General features: G+C 75.8%; 17 protein-coding genes and 1 pseudogene. 10 read left to right on the top strand and 8 right to left on the bottom strand.

Annotation, left to right across the window (positions count from 1 at the left end):
• Positions 1–132: 132 nt before the first annotated feature.
• Together BM237_RS10595 and BM237_RS10600 are read right to left on the bottom strand one after the other, a co-directional pair.
• Positions 133–1,497: a nicotinate phosphoribosyltransferase gene (locus BM237_RS10595; RefSeq protein WP_245793539.1), complete on the bottom strand. Its 1,365-nt coding sequence runs from the start codon at positions 1,495–1,497 to the stop codon at positions 133–135.
• A gap of 79 nt (positions 1,498–1,576) precedes the next feature.
• Positions 1,577–3,166 (bottom strand): bifunctional aminoglycoside phosphotransferase/ATP-binding protein, encoded by a 1,590-nt coding sequence (locus tag BM237_RS10600; protein ID WP_093849324.1) that lies wholly within the window; start codon positions 3,164–3,166, stop codon positions 1,577–1,579.
• 401 nt (positions 3,167–3,567) lie between these two features.
• Between BM237_RS10600 and BM237_RS10605 the strand changes: the two genes are divergently transcribed.
• Positions 3,568–3,822, top strand: coding sequence for a DUF1876 domain-containing protein (locus BM237_RS10605; RefSeq protein WP_093849325.1), 255 nt, complete (start codon positions 3,568–3,570; stop codon positions 3,820–3,822).
• Between the two features lie 164 nt (positions 3,823–3,986).
• A complete protein-coding gene (locus tag BM237_RS10610) occupies positions 3,987–5,042 on the top strand; it encodes an Acg family FMN-binding oxidoreductase (protein ID WP_093849326.1) in 1,056 nt (351 codons plus the stop codon).
• 131 nt (positions 5,043–5,173) lie between these two features.
• Here the strand turns inward: BM237_RS10610 and BM237_RS10615 are convergent.
• Positions 5,174–5,357 (bottom strand): annotated as a pseudogene (locus tag BM237_RS10615) (DUF1918 domain-containing protein); the annotation flags it as partial.
• 207 nt (positions 5,358–5,564) lie between these two features.
• Complete coding sequence (locus tag BM237_RS10620) at positions 5,565–5,849, bottom strand: DUF1540 domain-containing protein (protein WP_093849328.1); 285 nt, start codon at positions 5,847–5,849, stop codon at positions 5,565–5,567.
• 346 nt (positions 5,850–6,195) lie between these two features.
• Here BM237_RS10620 and BM237_RS10625 point away from each other — a divergent pair, with 346 nt between their 5' ends.
• Complete coding sequence (locus BM237_RS10625) at positions 6,196–7,911, top strand: sensor histidine kinase (protein ID WP_175540966.1); 1,716 nt, start codon at positions 6,196–6,198, stop codon at positions 7,909–7,911.
• A 58-nt stretch (positions 7,912–7,969) separates the two neighbouring features.
• On the opposite strand, the gene BM237_RS10630 is transcribed toward BM237_RS10625, so the two are convergent.
• On the bottom strand, positions 7,970–8,944 hold the full coding sequence (locus BM237_RS10630; protein ID WP_093849329.1) for an Acg family FMN-binding oxidoreductase: 975 nt from the start codon (positions 8,942–8,944) through the stop codon (positions 7,970–7,972).
• A gap of 210 nt (positions 8,945–9,154) precedes the next feature.
• Here BM237_RS10630 and BM237_RS10635 point away from each other — a divergent pair, with 210 nt between their 5' ends.
• Complete coding sequence (locus BM237_RS10635; protein WP_093849330.1) at positions 9,155–9,550, top strand: OsmC family protein; 396 nt, start codon at positions 9,155–9,157, stop codon at positions 9,548–9,550.
• A 187-nt stretch (positions 9,551–9,737) separates the two neighbouring features.
• Here the strand turns inward: BM237_RS10635 and BM237_RS10640 are convergent, their stop codons facing one another.
• The 3 genes from BM237_RS10640 to BM237_RS10650 form a co-directional block, all read right to left on the bottom strand.
• Entirely contained in the window at positions 9,738–10,259 is a 522-nt protein-coding gene (locus BM237_RS10640; protein WP_093849331.1) for a flavodoxin domain-containing protein, read from the bottom strand.
• 83 nt (positions 10,260–10,342) lie between these two features.
• On the bottom strand, positions 10,343–11,053 hold the full coding sequence (locus BM237_RS10645) for a CBS domain-containing protein (protein WP_093849332.1): 711 nt from the start codon (positions 11,051–11,053) through the stop codon (positions 10,343–10,345).
• A 32-nt stretch (positions 11,054–11,085) separates the two neighbouring features.
• Positions 11,086–13,827 carry a bifunctional acetate--CoA ligase family protein/GNAT family N-acetyltransferase gene (locus tag BM237_RS10650; protein ID WP_093849495.1) on the bottom strand — a complete coding sequence of 914 codons (2,742 nt, stop codon included), beginning with the start codon at positions 13,825–13,827 and terminating at the stop codon, positions 11,086–11,088.
• 289 nt (positions 13,828–14,116) lie between these two features.
• On the opposite strand from BM237_RS10650, the gene BM237_RS10655 reads away from it, so the two are divergent.
• The 6 genes from BM237_RS10655 (at position 14,117) to BM237_RS10680 (ending at position 20,542) form a co-directional block, all read left to right on the top strand.
• A complete protein-coding gene (locus BM237_RS10655; protein WP_093849333.1) occupies positions 14,117–14,974 on the top strand; it encodes a universal stress protein in 858 nt (285 codons plus the stop codon).
• Positions 14,975–15,105: 131 nt separating this feature from the next.
• Positions 15,106–17,760 carry a pyruvate, phosphate dikinase gene (gene ppdK / locus BM237_RS10660; protein WP_093849334.1) on the top strand — a complete coding sequence of 885 codons (2,655 nt, stop codon included), beginning with the start codon at positions 15,106–15,108 and terminating at the stop codon, positions 17,758–17,760.
• A 196-nt stretch (positions 17,761–17,956) separates the two neighbouring features.
• On the top strand, positions 17,957–18,931 hold the full coding sequence (locus BM237_RS10665; RefSeq protein WP_093849335.1) for a universal stress protein: 975 nt from the start codon (positions 17,957–17,959) through the stop codon (positions 18,929–18,931).
• Positions 18,928–19,449, top strand: a complete 522-nt coding sequence (locus BM237_RS10670; protein WP_093849336.1) for a flavodoxin domain-containing protein — start codon at positions 18,928–18,930, stop codon at positions 19,447–19,449. The genes BM237_RS10665 and BM237_RS10670 overlap by 4 nt, the downstream gene beginning before the upstream one ends.
• A 47-nt stretch (positions 19,450–19,496) precedes the next feature.
• Positions 19,497–20,165: a DUF4389 domain-containing protein gene (locus tag BM237_RS10675; protein WP_093849496.1), complete on the top strand. Its 669-nt coding sequence runs from the start codon at positions 19,497–19,499 to the stop codon at positions 20,163–20,165.
• On the top strand, positions 20,162–20,542 hold the full coding sequence (locus tag BM237_RS10680; protein WP_093849337.1) for a hypothetical protein: 381 nt from the start codon (positions 20,162–20,164) through the stop codon (positions 20,540–20,542). The genes BM237_RS10675 and BM237_RS10680 overlap by 4 nt, the downstream gene beginning before the upstream one ends.
• Positions 20,543–20,569 lie beyond the last annotated feature (27 nt).

A 20,569-nucleotide genomic window follows, 5' to 3' on the forward strand; every position in this document is an offset into this window, starting at 1 on the left:
CCGACTGACCGACTGACCGGGGGAGCGGCGGCTCCCCCTCCCAAGGGCCCCGGGCGGCGACCAGGCCACCGCCCGGGGCCCGTCGCGCCGCGGGCCGTGCCGCGCCGCCGTACGGCCCGCGACCTGCGCGGGTCAGCCGGCCGCCGCACGGCCTCCGGACACCCGCTCCTCGATACGGGAGCGCACCTCGGCGGTCAGGCGCGACAGGGGCCCGGAGGCGGTGGGACGCGGCGGCACCGGATCCACCACACGCCGCGCCTCGTCGGGCAGCCGGGCCAGATCGGTCTCGAAACGCGCGCGGGCGGCCGCCGGGGTCGCGGGGGCGGCGACGCGCCGGCCGCCGGTCATCACCGTCTCCAGCAGCGGTTCGGCACCGGGCGGCGGCTCCTCCTCCCGCAGGGCGACGACATCGGCGAAACCCGGGCCGCGGAAGACCTGCTTGGCCCCCGGGGCGGTCACCTTGGCCGCCGACAGCTTCATCACCGGCCGCCCGTCGTAGGACACCAGCTTGTAGGCGGAGTCCAGATAGGGTGCGTCGGCCGAGACCCCGACGCGGGTGCCCACGGCGTAGACGTCGATCGGGGCGCCCGAGCGCACCAGGCGGTCGACGCCGTACTCGTCCAGACCGCCGCTGGCGGTGATCCGCACCTCCTCCAGCCCGGCCCCGTCCAGGATCCGCCGCGCGCGCAGGGCCAGTTCGCCCAGGTCGCCGCTGTCGAGCCGGACTGCGCAGCCGGGCCCGTACCCCAGGTCGCGCAGCACCCGCGCCGCCGTCCGCACGCCCTTCTCGGTGTCGTAGGTGTCCACCAGGAAGGTCACCGGGCCCGGATGGACCCGGGCGAAGGCGCGGAACGCCGCCTCCTCGTCCTCGTACGCCTCCACGAAGGAGTGCGCCATGGTGCCCACCGCCGGAATGCCGTAGGCGCCGGACGCGGCCACGTTGCTGGTGCCGGCGAAACCCACCAGGGCGCCGAGCCGGGCCATGCGCAGGCCCGCCTCGACCCCGTGGGTGCGGCGCAGCGAGAAGTCCACCACCGGGCGGCCGCCGGCGGCCAGGACGCAGCGCGCCGCCTTCGAGGCGACGGCCGTCTGGTGGCTGAGCTGGTTGAGCAGACAGGTCTCCACCAGCTGTGCCTGCGGCAGCGGGGCGGTCACCTCCAGCAGCGGCTCGCCCGCCAGCACGATCCGCCCCTCGGGCACCGCCCGCACCTCGCCGGTGAACTCCAGGCCCCGCATCGGCTCCAGGTCCTCCACCGGCCGGTGCAGCGCCTCGGCGAAGGCGGCGGCCTCGCTCGCGCCGACCCGCAGCCCCTCCAGGTACGACAGCGCCGACTCCAGCCCCGCCGCGACCAGGAAGCCGCGGTGCGGCGGCAGCTTCCGCACGAACAGGCTGAAGACGGCCTCGCCGGTCATGTCCTCGCGCAGGTAGGCCAGGGCCATGCTCACCTCGTACAGGTCCGTGGTGAGCGCTCCGGGGACGGTCATCTGTCCGGTCATGTCCGCAGTCTCCTTCCGCGCGCGGCCCGGCGCACCTCCACCCGGCCCGGCCCCTCTCGACCGTCAGCCCGGCCGCCCGTCAGCCCGGCTCCATGTAGGGGCGGCGGAAGGCCGGCGCGGGCCCGGTGCCGTACGGGTACACCGCCGCCAGCGCCTGGTCGGCCGCCGCCCGGAGCGGGCCGGAGGTGTCCACGGTGACGGCCTCCGGCCACGGCGCCTCCCGCCGCGCCATCGCGGCGGCCACCTCCGCCCCGGCGTCGGAGACCCCCGGTGCGCGGCCGGCCAGCCGGGAGTCGGCCACATCACCTGGCGTCCGGCAGTTCAGGGCGACCAGCTCCGCGCCGGCGCGCCCGGCGGTCCGCCGGGCCGCCTCCCGCTGCTCCGGGTCCGTCCAGCTCGCGTCCAGCACCACCGACTCGCCCGAGGACAGCAGGGCGGATGCGCGGTCCAGGAGGGCGGAGTAGGTGGCGCGCGTCCGCTCGGGCGTGTACAGGCCCTCGCCGTAAGGAGCGGGCGCCGGCTGCTCGGCCGGGATGCCCGCCAGCTCCTTGCGGACGCGGTCGCTGCTGAGCAGCGTGACGCCCATCCGGTCCGCCAGCGCCCCCGAGAGCGTGGACTTGCCGCGGCCCGGCAGCCCGCCGACCAGCACCAGGCGTACGGCGCAGGCGCGCAGGTGGCGCAGGGCCGTCGTCACCAGCCCCCGCGCCTCCTGCCGTGCCCCCGGCGCGCCCTGGACGGCCTGGATGAGGGAGACCTTGGCGCGGACGAAGGCGCGGTAGGCGACGTAGTGGTGCCACAGGGAGGGCGGCGCGGGGTCCGCGGAGTACTCGCTGTAGCGGGCCAGGAAGAACGCCGCCGCGTCCGGCGCGCCCAGCCGTTCCAGGTCCATCGCGAGGAACGCGGCGTCGTCCAGACCGTCGACGTAGCGCAGCCGGTCGTCGAACTCCAGACAGTCCAGGACACGCGGGCCGTCGTCGAGGCAGAAGATGTCCTCGGCCCGCAGATCGCCGTGCCCGTCCACGACCCGGCCCCGGCGGATGCGCGTCTCGAACAGCACCTCGCGGCCGCCGAGGTAGCGGCGCACCAGCCGCTCGGCCTCGGGCACCCCCTCGGGCAGCTCGATGGCGTCCTCCAGGGCGCGGACCTCGGTGAAGTTCGCCTCCCAGCGCCCGGCGAGCGCGTCCCGGGTGCCCTCGCGCACCACCTCCGGGCCGCGCGGGGAGTCCGCGTGCCGGGCCGCCAGCAGCCGTGCCACGGCCCGCAGCGGCTCCCGTACGTCCTCGCCCCGGCGTACCAGGGCGGACAGCCGGCGCCCGGCCGGCATACGGCGCATCACCACGACCGGCTCGGGCCCGCCGTCCTCCTCCCGTCCGGAGGGGGGATCGAAAGGACAGCGGATCTCCGCGAGCCCCAGGTAGACGTCGGGCGCGAAACGGCGGTTGAGCTCGATCTCCCGTTCGCATCCCCGCCGCCGGGCGGCGAGGGTGGTGAAATCCACGAACCCCAGGCCGACCGGCTTCTTCAGCTTGTAGACGCGGTCCCCGAGGAAGAACAGCACCGCGGTGTGGGTCTCGCCGGCCTCCGCGCGCGGAAAGTGTGCCGCTCCCGCTCCGGTGCCGGGGTCGGCGCCGGAGCGGGAGCCGGGACCGGAGGTCGGGGGTGTGGGCATCCTGTGGCTCCCTGGCTTCCGTCGGGCGTGCTGTCGAGCGCGTGCTGAGGTCGTGCGGGGTCCGCGCGGACGACGGCCCCGCCCGGTGGGGAGTACCGGGAAGGCCGCTTCGGAAACCCGCGCCCGTCCGGACCGGGGCGCGGCCCGTACGCCGTCCGATGGAACCCTCACGGCACCGGGGTTACCGTGGAAGGCGGAGGCCGCGGGCGTATCCACGCCGAGGAGGCGCCGGCTATGCCCGGTGCGGCGACCACCGGAACCGGTGGGCCGGCGGGCGGAGTGCGCCGCGGGAGACACGGCCGTGCCGGGACGGCCGGGGAGGGCCGCGGCAGGCGCGGACACACGGACCGGGCCGAACGCATCCGGACCCATCGGCCCCGCACCACCCCAGGGAGCAGACGATGGCTCACACACAGGACTGGAAGGTCCGCCTCCACCTCTTCGAGGAGGAGGGCACGACGAAGGCCCACGCGGTACTGGACCTCGGGGGCACGGAGATCAGCGGGCAGGGCGTCGCGCGGCGCAATCCGCACGACAGGGACGTCCCCGAGATCGGCGACGAACTCGCGGCGGGACGCGCGATGAACGACCTGGCGCAGAAGCTGCTGAGCGTCGCGCGCACCGACATCGAGGGCGTGGCGCATCCCGGGCCCTGACCCAGGCCGACCCCGGATCCCCGGCCACGGCCGGGGATCCGGGGTCGGCGCCTGGCTCGATACCCGGCTCGACCGGGTCCCGGGCGCGCCCCCGGCCCGCGGGCGCGCCCCTCTGAGCCGTCCACACCGGCAGGTCGGCGGGCCGTCAGGAGCGGGGAGGCCCGATGAGCACACGGGAGATGTCCGACGAACGAGTGACGGCCGCGGTCCGCGACGCCGCCGCGGCTCCGTCCATGCACAACACCCAGCCGTGGCGGTTCCGCTATTCGAGGAGCGAGGGCGCCTTCCAGGTGCGCGCGGACTTCGGCCGGGAGCTCCCGCACGCCGATCCCGACGGGCGCGCCCTCCACGTCAGCTGCGGCGCCGCCCTGTTCAACCTGAGGGTCGCGCTCGCCCACGAGGGACTGCGGCCGGTGACCCGGCTGCTGCCGGACCCGGACGATCCCGCCCTGCTCGCCGTGGTGCGTCCGGCCGGCCCCGGGGACGGCGAGGGATCCGGGGGCGGTGGAGACGGCGAGGACGGGATCGGCGCGCTCCACCCGGCCGTCCACCGCCGCCACACCAGCCGCCTGCCGTTCACCGGGACCGAGATCCCCCAGACGCTGCGCACCGCGCTGTCCGACGCCGCCCTGAGGGAGGGAGCCCTGCTGGACTTCCCGGGGCCGAGGCATCTGCGGTGGGTGCTGGAACTGGTGGAGGAGGCCGAGGCCCGCAACCGCGCCGACCGCGGCGAGGCGGAGGACCTGGCCCACTGGACCCGCACCGGAGCCGCCGCGACAGCCGCGACCGCCGGGGCGGACCCCGTAGGTGGTGTGGACACGGCCGGTGACGGGGTCCCCGAGTACGCCTTCGGGCCGCGCAAGTTCGACGGGCGCGCCCCGGTACGGGACTTCGCGGGCACCGGGCGCGTGGCCGGGCGCCGCTCGGAGACCTTCGAGCGGCAACCGCGGATCGCCCTGCTCAGTACGGTGAAGGACCGCCCCGGGGACTGGCTGAGGGCGGGGCAGGCCATGGAGCGCGTCCTGCTGCTGGCCACCCTGGAGGGCCTGGTCGGCTCGCCGGCCACCCAGCCCGTTGAGTGGCCCGACCTGCGGTGGCCGCTGCGCGATCCGGTGTCGGGCCGGGGTCGGGTGCAGATGGTGCTGCGGCTGGGATACGGGCCGCCGGGGCCCGGCACCCCGCGCCGCCCGCCGGGCGAGGTGCTCGACATCGGGCCGTAGCGCGTCGTGCCGCGGCACGACGCGCTACGGCCCGATCCGGCCGGGTCACCCCCGGCCGGATCCGCCGGCCCCGCCCGGCTGCGCGGTGTCCGGGGCGGTGCCCGGGATGGTGCCCGGGTCCTCGCGGTGGTGCAGATGCCGGACGTGGGCGTCGGGCCCGGGGAAGACCAGCGAGACCCGGCCGGTGTCCGACCAGCGCACGTCGTACGGCGGTGTCCCGTCGCCGTGGTGCAGCCCGATGATCTCGCCGTCCCGCCGGGCGACGCCCGTGGCCGGACTCTCGATGATCAGCTCGTCTCCCAGTTCCGCGTGCATGGTCGTCACCGCTCTCCGAAGCTCTCCGGAGCCCGCCCTCCGGTGCCGTGGTCCGGCCTCCGCGCGCCCCGGGTACGAGACCGGGTACCCCGCGAGGCCGTATCCGCAACCGGTGGGCGGGATCTCACAGGAGGTGCCCGTTCCGGGGCGCTGCCGCGGTCCGGTGACGGGCGGGACGGGGAGTGGTGGGGCCGGCTCGGGGACGGGTCAGTTCGGGGAGTAGGTCAGGCAGTCGGCCGTGCCGTGCAGGGCGCCCACCGAGATGCCGGTCGCCTGGCACTCGAAGTCGGTGTTGTGCCGGCAGTCCGACATCTTGCAGGCGCCGACGTGCGCGGCGGCCTCCGGGCTGCCGCCCTTGCGCGGAGCGGTGAAGAACGTGTCGCATTGGGCCTGCTGGGGGTCGCCGACGGTGATGGCGAGCGCGTGGCAGGCGTGCTCCCTGTTGTACGCGCAGGGCTCCACGGCGCATTCGGTCACAGCGGGCATGTCCATGGATCTCTCCAGTGCTCTTCGGGTGTCCTCGGGCGCTTTCGGTGTTCGGTGGACACCCGGCCCGGGGCCGGGGCGTCCGAGGTGGAGACTTTCCCGGCCGGGCGGAGGCACCTGTCCCGGGAGCGCCGCAGTTCACCCGATGAGCCGAGCGAGGAGAGGCCGTCGGATCCCCGTCCGACTAAATAGTGTGCCAAGCAGTTCATATGACAAAGTTAGAAATCGAACAGGTCGAACAGGTCAGACAGAGCGGCCTGGACCGGACCCCCTGGGGTGGGGCAGCGGTCCGCCGGGGTGAACCGATACCTTTGGGTAAAGGCTCTGAGGCCTGACGGAAGGACCGGTGGGCATGGGGAGCGAGAAGGACGCAGGGCGTCTGCCTCGGTTGCAGTTGGACGAGTTGCTGGACGAGCTGCAGGCTCGCGTCGACGCGGTGCGCGGCACCCGGGACCGGGTGCACAGTCTGCTCGAGGCCGTGATGTCGGTGGGGCAGGAGCTGGAGCTGTCCCACGCACTCCAGCGGATCGTGGAGGCGGCGGTGCTGCTGGTCGACGCCGAGTACGGCGCCCTCGGCGTCATCGGTGAGGACGGCAGGCTGTCCCAGTTCATCCCGGTGGGCATCGACGCGGAGACGGTCAAGGCCATCGGCCCGCTGCCGTCGGGCCACGGGCTGCTGGGCGAGCTGATCCGCCACCCGGAGCCGCTGCGCATCCCGGAGCTGGCCGAGCATCGCAACTCCTCGGGCTTCCCGCCCAACCACCCGCCGATGCACTCCTTCCTGGGCGTGCCGATCCGGGTGCGCGAGGAGGTGTTCGGCAACCTCTACCTGACCGAGAAGCGGGGCGGGGCGGAGTTCGACGCCGAGGACGAGGCGGTGCTGTCCACCCTCGCCGTGGCGGCGGGCGTGGCCATCGAGAACGCCCGCCTCTACGAGCAGGCCCGCAACCGCGAGCGCTGGATGGAGGCCAACGCCGAGATCACCGCCGGACTGCTGTCCGGGGCGGACGAGCAGGAGGTGCTGGCACTGGTCGTCGACCACGCGCGCCACATCCTCGCCGCGGACCTGGGCGTACTGGCCCTGCCCCTGGAGGACACCGGCAATCTCCAGGTGGTGCTGGCCGAAGGGGAGGGCGGCGAGGAGTTCCGCGGACTGGTGCTGCCGGAGGAAGGATCGTTCGTGGGGGCGGCGCTGGCCGCCGGCGAGGCGATCACCAGTGTCGACATCGCGAACGACCCCCGTATCTCGGCCGGTACGGAACGCTGGAAGGGCATGGGCCCGACGGTGGCGGTGCCGATGGGCGCCGGCGACGGGGTGCGCGGTGTGCTGCTGCTGGCGCGCAGGGAGAGGCGTGCGCCGTTCACGGAGACGGAGACGGCGCCGCTGGCGTCCTTCTCCGGACAGGCCGCGGTGGCCATGGAGCTGGCGGAGCGGCGCCGGGCGGCCGAGCAGGTGGCCCTGCTGGAGGACCGCGACCGCATCGCCCGCGATCTGCACGACCTTGCCATCCAGCGGCTGTTCGCCACGGGTATGACGCTGCAGAGCGCGGTGCGCTTCGTCCAGCACCAGGAGGCGAGTGAGCGGCTGCTGCGGGCCGTGGACGACCTGGACGAGACCATCAAGATCATCCGATCGACGATCTTCGGTCTGCGCAGCCACGGGGACGGCCGGGCCCGGCAACAGGGGCTGCGGGTGCGGGTGGCCCGGCTGGTGGAGGAGGCCGTGGGGAACCTGGGCTTCACCCCGGCCCTGCGCATGGAGGGGCTGGTGGACACCGATGTGCCGCCGGCCGTGGCCGACCATGTGGTGGCGGTGCTGGCCGAGGCGCTGTCGAACGTGGCGCGGCACGCGCGGGCCGCGGTGGCGGAGGTCTCGCTGGTGGTGGCGCGCGGCTCCCTGACCGCCACGGTGGCCGACGACGGGGTGGGCATTCCGGAGGGCGGACGCCGCAGCGGGCTGGTGAACCTGGCGGAGCGGGCCGAGAAGCTCGGCGGCGAGCTGCTGGTGGAGAGACCGCCGTCCGGCGGCTCCCGTCTGGTGTGGCGGGTGCCGCTGGACGGGGTCTGAGAAACCGGAGCCCGAGCGGCCGGCCCCGCCCGGCTGCGCGGTGTCCGGGGCGGCACGGTCAGGCCCCCGTCTCCAGCACCTCCCGCACCGGCCGGCGCGGCGTGGCCGGTCCCTCGGGGCCGTAACCGAGGCGGACGAGCATCTGGACGTACCGCGGGCCTTCGGTGACGCGCTGCAGGGACGTCCTGAGGTCCGGCCACTCCAGGGCCTGGTGCAGCAGTGAGGTCCGCACCGAGTGGGCGGTGGCGACCAGCAGGACGTGTTCCAGGGCCTGCCCGGCGCGGAGCCAGTCCGCGCGCCGGTCCCGGGCCGTGGCCAGGACGGCGATGGTGGGCCCGGTCTCGAACCGGGCCGTGAGGGCGCCGGCCGCCCCGACACCGGAGAAGTCGCGCAGCGGCAGGCGCCCGGTGGCGTCGCGGGCGCCCAGGGCGGCGCCGGGGAGCCCGTCGTGGGCACCCTCGCGCATCCAGGAGCGGTTCTCGGCGCGGCGCGCGTCGGTCTCGGTGTTGCGGCGTTCGGCCGCGGCGGTCAGACGCATCATCCGGGTGGTGTCCCGGGCGCCGGGGAACCACAGCGAGGCGCCCTCGGCGCGGGCGGCGGCGGCCAGCTCGCGCAGGAGCTCCTCGGGCGGGCGGTGCGGGGAGAAGGGGAAGCGGCTGCTGTGCCGGCGCCACAGGGCGGCGTACAGGTCGGGGCGGTGGCGCGGGTCGGGAGCGTCGGTCCGCACCGGGCGCACGGAGGCCAGCAGGTCCGGTTCGCCGGGGCGGGGCAGCAGGCGTACGGACGGTTCCCAGCCGGTGTGGGCCACCGCCACGCGGAGGTTGAACACGGCGGCGCCGACGGAGATGTGCAGGGCCCGCCCGACGGGGTCGGTGTGGCGCAGCCCCCGCCCCGCGGCGGCGCGTACCTCCAGGGTGGAGGTGGCGGGGTCCAGGCGATAGCGCCAGGGCTGGGTGTTGTGGATCGACGGTGCTGCCACGGCGGCGGAGACGAGGTTCTCCAGGACGACCGCGTCGAGTGTGGTGGGTGGCATGGTGTTCTCCTCCCGTTCCGGCCGCCACCAGGCTGCCCCGGCGGCCGTCCGCCGGGGCAGTGCCGTTGGTCCCGTTCCGCGCCGCCGACCGGTCCAGGCGGCCGGGCGGCCCGGAAAGCGGGGCCGTACGGCCCCCCGGCGCGTCCGGTCGGCCCCTGCCGCGGCGGTGCGCGGGTCGGTTGACTGGAGGCGATGTCAAGGAGGTGCGTCATGGAGAAGGTGTCGGTGGCCCTGTCGGGGGGCGATGCCTACCAGGTCTCGGTGCGCGGTCACGAGTTCACCGTGGACCAGCCGCCGGAGGCCGGCGGCGAGGGGCTGGGGCCCACACCCGTGGACCTGTTCGTCGCCTCGCTGGCTTCGTGCGTGGGCTTCTACGCGGGCCGCTATCTGGCGCGGCACGGGCTGCCGCGCGAGGGGCTGCGGGTGGAGACGGAGTACGAGATGGCCGACGGCCGGCCGGCGCGGGTGGGGGAGGTGCGGCTGCGCCTGGTGCTGCCGCGGGACATCGGGGAGACGCGCACCCGGGCACTGGCGGCGGTGGTGGACCACTGCACGGTGCACAACTCGCTGCGGCAGCCGCCGCGGGTGGACATCGAGATCGGCTGAGGAGCCGAGGGCGAGGAGGGGAGCGGCCCGGCCGGGGAACCGGCCGGGCCGCGGTCTTCGGCCGGGTGCCTTCCGGCCCGGTGCCCCCGGTCCGGCTTCCGGGTTCCGCCCGGAAGCCGGGCCTTCGCCGTGTCCTGTGCCGTGTCCCGCCCGGGACACGGCACAGGACACGGCGGCTTTCGGGTGCTCAGGTGTTCCGGGCCGCCCCGGTGAGCTCGGCGGCGACCGAGCGCGCCCACCGGCGGATGTGCTCGCGGTCGCGGAAGTCGCCGCCCTTGCCCTGCTTGACGATCTGCCGGGCGATGAAGCCGCGCGCGTCCTCACCCAGCCGGCCGCCGAAGGTGACGTGGCCGCGCGCGTCGATCAGGGCGGCCACACGCGCGGCGCCGGGGGCGGGCGGGATGTCGCGCTCCTCGGCGGAGGCGTCCAGCGGGCCGCTGCTGAACAGCCACACCGGCAGCCGCGCCAGCGCGTGGCGCCTGTGCCGGGCGAAGCGGGTGGCCTCCCTGACCCAGCGGCCCGCGTACAGACCGGAGCCCAGCAGGACGGCGTCGTAGGCTTCGAGATCGCCGAGGGCCGCGGCCTCGGCGGCGGGCAGGACGTCGGCGGTCAGGCCGCTGTCCCGCAGGTCCTGGCCGATCCACCGGGCGATCTGCGCGGTGGAGCCGTTCTTCGAGCCGTGGGCGACGAGTACGTGGGGTGGTGTCATCGTGATCGCCTTCCTGTGCGTCGCCGGCCCTCCCGGGTGCCCGGAAGGGCCGGCGGTGTGCCGGTGGTGCGCCGGCGGGTATGTCAGTGGTTGCGCAGCCACCGGTCGGCGAGGCCGTGCAGTGCGGGTTCCTCGGGCCGCAGCCGTGAGTCGTCCAGGCGGTAGGTCAGTCGGCTGACGACGTCGACCACGCCGTCCAGGCGGCGGATGAGGGCGGTGGCGACGGGGATCTCGCTGCGCCGCTCGACCTGTCCGGTGAGGGTGACCACGCCCTCGGCCACGGAGACGGAGACGGTGTCCGGGGACAGCCACAGGGACCGAATCAGGACCTCGTCGACGACCTGGGCGCGGATGTCGGCGTCCGGGCGGAGGAAGACGCCCAGCAGGTCGCGGCGGGTGACGATGCCGACCAGCCGCTCCTCCTCGTCCAGGACCGGCAGCCGCTGGACGCCGTGCGCGACCATGGTGCGGGCCGCGCGTGCCACGGAGTCCAGGGCGTGGACGGTGACGGCGGGCGCGGTCATCAGCTCGCCGGCGGTCAGCGGCCGTCCTGCGGCGGCCCTGCGGCGGCCGGGGCGCCCCCTGGGCGGGGCGCCGTCCGAGCCCTGGCGCGCCTGGTGGGCCAGGAGGTCGGTCTCGGAGACGACGCCGAGGACCTTGTCGTCACCGTCCACGACGGGCAGGCCGCTGATGCCGTGCCGTGCGAGCAGGTGGGCGATCTGCTTGAAGGGTGTCGTCGGGTGGGCCTTGACGACGTCGATCGTCATGACGGCGCCGACCACTTTGTGCTTCATGGTGTCCTCCGTGTTCTCTCTCCGGCGGCCTGTCAGCGCAGCCGGCGCAGGTGGGGGTCGTGGGCGCGCCCGGGCAGCAGGCGCACGCGGGTGTCGACGGCGGTGGCGCCGTCCGGGCGGGCCAGAACCGGGCCGAGGTGGGCCTCGGCGAGTTCAGGCAGGTCGCAGGCCATCCGCGACAGGCGCAGCAGGATCTGCTCCAGTGCCTCCAGGTCCACCGGTGTGCCGCGGCGCCCGAGCAGCAGGGGGGCGCAGCGGGGCGCGGTGATCAGGTCGTGGACGTCCCGGTCGGTGAGCGGGGCGAGGCGCGCGGCGTGGTCGGCCAGGAGTTCGGCGGCGGTGCCGCCCGGTCCGAAGAGGACCAGGGGGCCGAAGACCTCGTCCTGGACGACGCCGGCGACCAGTTCGGTGCCGCGCCGTGCCATGGGCTGGACGAGTGCGCCGGTCATGGCGCCGTCCAGGCGGGCGGACAGCTCCCGCCAGGCGGCCCGTACGCGGTCCTCGCCCTGGAGGTCGAGGGCGGTCGCCTCCTCCTCGCTCCCGTCCTGCAGGCCGGGCCAGTGGGCCTTGAGGGCGACGCGCCCGCCACCCTGTGCGGCCAGGCGGGCGGCGGCGCGGGCGGCGGCGTCCTCGTCCCCGGCCCAGGCCTGGGGCAGGCGGGGGATGCCGTAGTGGTCCAGCAGGCGGGCGCGGTCGCGGGGGCCGAGCGGGCCGCCGCCGGGGTGGTCGGCGAGGAAGGCGCCGACCAGGGCGCGGGCGGCCTCGGTGTCCACGCCCTGGAGTTCGGGCACCTCGCCGGGCGGGCGGCCCAGCCAGTGGGTCCGTCCGGCGGCGTGGGCCAGGGCGCGGGCGGCGTCCTGGGGTTCGGCGTACGCCGGGAGGGCGGTGCCGTCGCCCGTGCGGAGCAGGCGGACGCGTTCGGCCTGACCGGGCAGCACGGCGACGACGGTGCGGGAGGGGTGGGCGGCGGCGGTGCGCAGCAGTTCGCGGACCGCCGCCTCGCGGTCCTCCCCGCTGCCGTCGGCCGGGGCGGTGGGCACCAGGACGGCCAGGACCGCGTCCACACCCCCGTACCCGGCCAGCCGTCCCGCGCACTCGGCCGGCCCCGGCCCGCCGGCGGTGCTGGTGTCGACGGGGTTTCCGGGGGAGGCGATGGTGCCGTCGGGCGGGGTGCCGAGCAGTTCCGCGGTGAGGGAGTCGGGCAGCCGGGGCAGGGTCAGCCCGGCCTCGGCGCAGGCATCGGCGGCCAGGACCCCGGCGCCCGTGGCGTTGGAGACCACGGCGACGCGGGTGCCGGTGGGCAGGGGCTGGGAGTGGAGCAGGGCCGCGGTGTCCAGGAGTTCGCCGATGCCGCGGGTGGCGATCACCCCGGCCTGTTCGAACAGGGCGCGCCGTGTCATGGCGGGGGCGGAGGCGGCGGCGGTGTGGGCCGCGGCGGCCCGGCGTCCGGCCTCGGAGCGTCCGGCGTCGACGGTGAGCACGGGCATGCGGCGGGCGACGCGGCGGGCGGTGCGGGAGAAGGCGCGCGGGTTGCCGAAGGACTCCAGGTGGAGCAGGGCCAGGTCGGTGCGGCCGTCGCCCTCCCACCACCGGAGCATGTCGTTGCCGCTGACGTCGTACTTGTCGCCCAGGGAGGCGAAGGTGGAGACGCCGATGCCCAGGCGGGCCAGTCCGCCCAGCAGGGCGGTGCCGACCCCGCCGGACTGCACGGCCACTCCGGCGGTGCCGGAGGCGGGGAGTGCGGCGGTGAGGACGGCCGCCAGGCGGATGTCGTCCTCGGTGTTGGCGGCGCCCAGCGAGTGGGGGCCGAGCAGGCGCATGCCGTGGCGGCGGCAGGCGGCCAGCAGGGCGGCGCCCTGCCCGGCGTCGAGGCGGGGGCCGAGGACGGCCAGGGCGCGCACCCCCGTCTTGCCGCACTGCTCGGCGGTCTCGGGCACCTCGTGGGCGGGGAGGGCCAGGACGGCCAGCTCGGGCGCCTTGGGCAGGGCGGTCACCGACGGGTGGGCGGGGACGCCCTCGACGGACCGTGCGCCGGGGGCGACGGCCAGCAGGCGCCCGGTGAAGCCGGCGCGGCGCAGGTCGCGCAGGACGGCGCGGCCCGCCTCCCCCTCCGGTCCGCCGGCGCCGACCACGACGAGGGAGCGGGGGCGCAGCAGCGGGCGGAGGCTGGCGGCGTCGGCGGTGCGGGCGCGCTCGTCGACGGCGGTCAGGTAGTGCTCGTCGGGGTCCAGCCGGATGGTCCAGCGCACCTCGCCGGAGTCGTAGCGGCGGGTGGTGTGCAGCCCGAGGTCGGCGAAGACCTTCTGCATCGCGTGGTTGTCGGCCAGGGCTCCGGCGGTGAAGGCGGTGACGCCGGCGGCGCGGGCGGCGTGGACGAGGTGTTCGAGCAGCAGGGTGCCCACGCCGCGGTGGTGGAACTCGTCGGTGACCGCCAGTGCGACCTCCGCGGTGCGGCCCGCGCCCTCGTCGCCGTTCTCGCTCCCGTCCCCGTGCCCGTCCTCACGCTCGTACTCGGCGATCCCCACGGGCCGCCCCTCGTGGAGGGCCAGCAGGGCCAGGCTGCCGGGGCGGGGCGGTCCGCAGACGCGGCGGGCGGCCTGCCGGCCCAGCTCGCTGCCGGAGCCGAAGAACCGCAGGCGCAGGTTCTCGGGCGACATCCGCCCGTACAGCCCCTCGACGCCGGTGCGGTCCTCGGGGCGGGCGGGGCGGATCTCCACGGTCCGGCCGTCGGCCAGCAGCGCGTGGGCCGGCCGTACGGGGCGTGCGGCGCCCATGGTGTCCGCTGTTCCGGTGGTGCCGGTGGTGCCCGTCATGGCCGGTCCCCTCTCCTTCTGCCTCGGTTTCCAGGGTGCTGCGGGAGCCGGGCCGCTCCCAGGGCCGGCAGGGGCCCGGCGCAGGGCCGTTCGGCCCGGGCAGGACCCCCTGCCGGCCCTGGGAGCGGCCCGGCAGGCCGGTCGGTCCCACCCGTCGGGACCTGTGTCCCCTCGCGGTGGCGGGTACCCGGCCGCAGCCTGGAGGTGGAGCGGACGGCCGCTCCGCAGGGAAGGCTTGGAGGTACACACCATGACCCGCACCGTCACCGTGGGCCTGGACGGCTCGCGTGAGAGCCTGGCCGCCGCCGAGTGGGCGGCCCGCGAGGCGCTGCGCCGCACGCTGCCGCTGCGGCTCGTACATGTGAAGGAGAACGACTCCCACCCGAAGGTGCTGTCCGGGATGGACCCGGAGGCGCGGGAGCGGTGGGAGGCGCTGCCGGACGAGACGGCCGCCGACCTGGCCCGCGAGCACCCCTCGCTGGAGGTCGCCGTGGAGCGGCTGGCCGGCCGCCCGGCCGAGGTGATCGGGGACTCGGTGGGCGAGGCGGAGCTGCTGGTCCTGGGCTCGCGGGGCCGGGGGACGCTGACGGGCTTCCTGGTGGGCTCGGTGGCGCTGTCCACCGTGGCGCACGTGGAGTGCCCCGTGGTGCTGGTGCGGGCCGGGACCGCCGAGAAGGACACCGGTGACGTGGTGGTGGGACTGGACCTGACCAGGCCGCGCGAGGAGCTGCTGGAGTTCGCCTTCGACGCCGCCGCCCGGCGCGGGGTGCCGCTGACGGTCGTCCACGGCTGGGACCCGCCGCCGGTGTACGGCATCAACCCGGTGGCCGTGAACCCCCACCTGATCGACGACCTGGCCGAGGAGAAGTCCGACGCCCTGACCCGGGTGCTGGCCCCCTGGCGGGAGAGGCACCCGGAGGTGGAGGTGCGGCCGCAGGCCGTGGTCGGCAGGGCCGCCCACCACCTGCTGGAGGCCGCCGAGAACGCCTCCCTGCTGGTGGTGGGGCGCCGCAACCGCCGCGCCCGGCTGGGCTTCCACACCGGACCGGTCACCCACGCCCTGATGCACCACTCGCCGGCGCCGGTGGCCGTCGTACCGCACGACTGAAGCCCCACCCGGTGCGGCGGGCCGGCCCCCGCGGCAGGCTCCCGCACCGGGGCCGCGACCCCATCCGCCGAGGTGCTCCGCCGCCGGGCCCAGGCCCGCACGGGCGCCGAGCCGCTGAGGAGGCACCACAGATGGTCCGCTACGTCCAGGACTTCACCGAGGGGGGCCGGGAGCAGGCCGACCTGCTCGGGGGCAAAGGCGCCAATCTCGCCGAGATGACCCGTATCGGCCTGCCCGTGCCGCCCGGTTTCACCGTCACCACCGAGGCGTGCCGGGCCTATCTGGCCACCGGCGCCGAGCCCGAGGGGCTGGTGGAGGAGGTGGCCGGGCACCTGGCGGCGCTGGAACGGGCCGCCGGGCGGAGGCTGGGCGACCCGGACGACCCGCTGCTGCTGTCGGTGCGCTCCGGCGCGCGCTACTCCATGCCGGGGATGATGGAGACGATCCTCGACATCGGGCTGAACGACGCCTCCGTGCACGGGCTGGCCCGCACCTCCGGGCACGAGGACTTCGCCTGGGACTCCTACCGGCGGCTGATCCAGATGTTCGGCGCCACGGTGATGGGGATCGACGGGGCCCTGTTCGCCGAGGCGCTGGCCCGCCGGCCCGACCCGGGGCAGCGGCGGCTGCTGGTGGAGGACTTCCGCCGCATCGTGCGCGAGCGGACGGGCGAGGAGTTCCCGCAGGACCCGGCCGAGCAGCTGCGGCGCTCGGTGCGCGCGGTGTTCTCCTCGTGGAACACCGAGCGTGCCCGCGTCTACCGCCGCCGCGAGCACATCCCCGAGGACCTGGGCACGGCCGTCAACGTCCAGACGATGGTCTTCGGCAACGCCGGCCCGGACTCGGGCACCGGTGTGGCCTTCACCCGCGACCCGGCCACCGGGCTGCAGGGGATCTACGGCGACTACCTGGCCGACGCCCAGGGCGAGGACGTGGTCTCCGGGGCGCGCAACACCGTGCCGCTGGCCGAGCTGGAACGTCTGCACCCCGGGTGCTACGCGCAGCTGTGCGAGTACATGGAGAGGCTGGAGCGGCACTACCGGGACCTGTGCGACATCGAGTTCACCATCGAGCGCGGCAGGCTGTGGATGCTGCAGACCCGGGTGGGCAAGCGCACCGCCGAGGCCGCCTTCCGCATCGCCGCCCAGCTCGCGGACGAGGGGACGATCGGCTGGGACGAGGCCCTGGACCGGGTGAGCGGCGAGCAGCTCGCCCGGCTGATGTTCCCGAGCTTCGACACCGCCGGGGCCGGCGAGCCGCTGGCCCGCGGGGTGCCGGCGTCCCCCGGCGCGGCCTTCGGGGCGGTGGTCTTCGACTCGGCCGAGGCCGCCCGCCGGGCGGCGGCCGGGGAGAAGGTGGTGCTGGTGCGCGGCGAGACCACGCCCGACGACCTGCCGGGGATGGTGGCCGCCCAGGCGGTCCTGACCAGCCGGGGCGGCAAGACCAGCCACGCGGCCGTGGTGGCCCGGGGCATGGGCCGGGTGTGCGTGTGCGGCGCGGAGGCCGTCGAGATCGACGCCGCCGCGCGCCGCTTCACCGTGGGCGGCACCTCGGTCGCCGAGGGCGAGACGGTCTCCGTGGACGGGTCGGCCGGCGCCGTCTACCTGGGCGAGCTGCCCCTGGTGGGCTCCCCGGTGATGCGGCACTTCGAGACGGGGGAGCGGCTCCCGGGCGTGGTCGACGCGGTGGCCCGGCTGATGGAGCACGCCGACGCCACGCGCCGTCTGGGCGTGCGGGCCAACGCCGACACGCCCGAGGACGCCGCCCGCGCCCGCCGCTTCGGCGCGCGGGGCATCGGCCTGTGCCGCACCGAGCACATGTTCCTGGGCGAGCGGCGCCGGCTGGTGGAGGCGATGATCCTGGCCGAGGACGACGCCGGGCGCGAGAAGGCGCTGGCGGCGCTGCTGCCGCCGCAGCGCGAGGACTTCACCGCCATGCTGGAGGCGATGGACGGCCTGCCGGTCACCATCCGCCTGCTGGACCCGCCGCTGCACGAGTTCCTGCCCGACCACACCGAGCTGGCGGTGCGGGTGGCGTCCGCCGAGGCGGCCGGGGGCGAGCCCGACCCGCACGACGTGCGCCTGCTGAGCGCGGTGGAGCGCATGCACGAGCACAACCCGATGCTGGGGCTGCGCGGGGTGCGGCTGGGCCTGGTGGTGCCGGGGCTGATCGCCCTGCAGGTGCGGGCGGTGGGCGAGGCCGTGGCGCGGCGGCTGCGCGACGGCGGCGACCCGCGGGCGGAGATCATGGTGCCGCTGGTGGACACCTCCGACGAACTGCGGCTGGTGCGCGAGGAGGTGGACGCCGTACTGGCCGAGGTCTCCCGGGAGACGGGGGTGGAGGTCGCCTGCCCGGTCGGCACGATGATCGAGCTGCCCAGGGCGGCTCTGACCGCGGACCGGATCGCGGCCGAGGCCGACTTCTTCTCCCTGGGCACCAACGACCTGACGCAGACCACCTGGGGACTGTCGCGCGACGACGTGGAGGGGTCGTTCTTCTCCGCCTACCTGGAGCGGGGCATCCTGCGGGACTCGCCGTTCGAGACGCTCGACCGGCAGGGAGTGGGCCGGCTGGTGCGGATCGCGGTGGAGGAGGGCCGGGCCGCCCGACCGGGTCTGAAGGTGGGGGTGTGCGGCGAGCACGGCGGCGACCCCGACTCCGTGCACTTCTTCCACCAGGCCGGGCTGGACTACGTCTCCTGCTCCCCCTTCCGGGTGCCGGTCGCCCGTCTGGAGGCGGCCCGCGCGGCCCTGGCCCCCGGCCGCGCGCGGTCGTCGACCGCGTGACCTCGGCCCGCCTCAGCCCGGTGCCCGCACGGGTGCCGGGCTGAGGCGGGCCCGGGCCGGAGCCCGGCGCCCGGCGCCCGGGGCCGAACGGCCCACCGGAAGGCGGCCGACCTCAGGCGGAAAAGGACTTTTCCGGTAAGGCTGGAGGGAAGCGGGCCAAGCGCCCGCGCCGTGCGGCGGAACGGGAGGAGCGACCATGGACGCCAACGCAGCCGGACCCCGGGGCCATGTGGCCGTCGGGGTGGACGGCTCCCGGCACGCCGAGCTGGCGCTGGAGCAGGCGGCGGCCGAGGCGCGCCGCCGCGGGGTGCCGCTTCAGGTCGTGCACGGCCGCCCCTGGGCCGCGCTCCCGCAGACCGGGGCGGAACCCGCGGCGCACACCCCCTCCCGCGAGGACGCCCGGACGCTGGCGGAGTCGGCCGCCGAGCACGCCCGCCGCCTGGTCCCGCGGCTGGAAGTGGTGGCCTCGGCCGTGGACGAAGACGCCCCGGACGCCCTGGTGCGCCTGAGCCACCGGGCCGCTGTGACCGTGGTCGGCTCCCGCGGGCTGGGCGGCTTCACCGGCCTGCTGCTGGGGTCGGTGGGCCTGCGGGTCGCCGCGCACACCGCCGGGCCGCTGCTGGTGGTACGCGGCGACCTGCCGCCGGAGCACAACCGCGTCCCCCACGACACCGTGCTGCTGGGCGTGGAGGGCGAGGCCGACACCGACGCGGTCGGCCTGGCCTTCCGCGAGGCCGCCGCCCGGCAGGCGCGTCTGGTGGCGCTGCACGCCTGGGTCTACCGGCACCTCGCCCCGCCCGGGGAGCCGCTGGTGCCCACCAGCCCGCGGCGCGAGGACATCGCCCGGGTCGCGCGCGCCGAGACGGCCGCGGCCGAAGGGGTGCTGGATCCGTTCCGCGGCCGCTACCCGCAGGTGCGGGCGGAGGTCAGGACCGTCAACGGCGGCGCCGCCCCCGCGCTGGTCGAGGCCAGCGAGGCGGCGGACGTGGTGGTGGTCGCCGTCCACCGGCGGCGCGGACGGCTGGCGATGCGGCTGGGCCCGGTGGTGCACTCCCTGCTCCACCACGCCCGCTGCCCGGTGCTGGTGGTGCCGGTCCCGCTCGGCGGGGACCACGGCGGGAAACCCGGCGGAGGCCACGGCGAGAGCCGCGGCGAGGAGGATGCGACATGACCGTACTGGTGGGATACGCCAGCGCCCACGGCTCCACCCGCGAGATCGCCGAGCGCATCGCCGCCCGGCTGGCCGAGCGGGGCGTCGGGGCCGAGACCGCGCCCCTGGACGCGGTCGGCGACGCGGACGGCTACGACGCCTATGTGCTGGGCAGCGCCGTCCACCAAATGGCCTGGCTGCCGGAGGCCACCGGATTCGTCCACACCCACCGGGAGCTGCTGGCCGGCCGGCCGGTGTGGATCTTCAGCGTCGGCATGCCCGCGGCCCTGCGCGGCCCGTGGAAGCCCATGGCCGCCAAGGAGGAGCCGAAGGTGACCGAGGAGGTCCTGGCCGACCTCTCACCCCGCGAGCACGCCATGTTCTCCGGGGTCGTCGCACCGGAGCACCTGCCCGGCCCCGGACGCGCGGTCTTCCGGGCGATGGGCCTGCGCTACGGCGACTACCGCGACTGGGAGGCGGTCGACGCCTTCGCCGACACCGTCGCACGCTCCCTGCACCCGGCCCCCGGCAGCCCCTGAGCGCCCGCGGGCACCAGAGAACGAAGGAGCTGATCACCGTGTTCTCCATGGCGGCAACCGGGGCCCGCCGGCCCGTGACGGTGGAGGCGGAGCTGGACCGGCCGCTGTCGAGGTGGCTGTGGCTGGTGAAGTGGATCCTGCTGATCCCGCACTTCGTCGTGCTGTTCTTCCTGTGGATCGCGTTCTTCGTGGTGACCGTGATCGCGTTCTTCGCGATCCTGTTCACCGCCCGCTACCCCAGGCCGCTGTTCGACTTCAACACCGGCGTGCTGCGCTGGAGCTGGCGGGTGGCCTTCTACTCCACCGGCGCGTTCGCCACCGACCGCTACCCGCCCTTCAGCCTGGGCCCGGAGCCGGACTACCCGGCGCGGCTGGAGGTCGACTACCCGGGGCGGCTCTCGCGCGGCCTGGTGCTGGTGAAGTGGTGGCTGCTGGCGATCCCGCACTACATCGTGGTCGCCTTCCTCGCCGGCGGAGGCAGCGGAGGCGGCATGGAGGAGCAGGGGTTCTGGTCCGCGGGGCTCATCATGGTCCTGGCGTTCTTCGCGATCATCGCCAAGGCCTTCACCGACACCTATCCCCGCGGCCTGTTCGACCTGCTGGTCGGACTCAACCGCTGGGTACTGCGGGTGACGGTCTACGCGGCGCTGATGACGGACGCCTACCCGCCCTTCCGGCTGGACCAGGGCGGAAGGGAACCGGAGCCCGCGCCGTGATCAGGGCCCTGGTGGTGGTCTTCCTCCTCGCGCACGCCCTGGTGCACTACCGGATCTGGGTGACGCCTCCGGACCCGGACAACCCGCCCCCCTTCGCCCCCGGCCACTCCTGGGCGCTGGCCGCGGCCCATGTGACCGAGGAGACCTCCAGGGCCGCGGCGACCGCCCTGGCCGCGGTCACGGCCCTGCTGTACGCCATCGCGGGCGTGGCCCTGCTGGCCGACGCCGGCTGGTGGGCCCCGGCGGCCGTGGTGGCCGCGGCCGGCGGGCTGGTGCTGAAGGTGCTCTGGTTCAACCCGTGGCTGCTGCTGGGCATCGCGCTGGACGCGGGCGTCGTCCTGGCCGTGACGCTGACCTGGCCCGCCTCGCTGTACTGATCCGGGCCGGACCGCTGATCCGGGCCG

The sequence above is a fragment of the Streptomyces mangrovi genome (assembly GCF_900114215.1).
GTDB classification, from domain to species: domain Bacteria; phylum Actinomycetota; class Actinomycetes; order Streptomycetales; family Streptomycetaceae; genus Streptomyces; species Streptomyces barkulensis.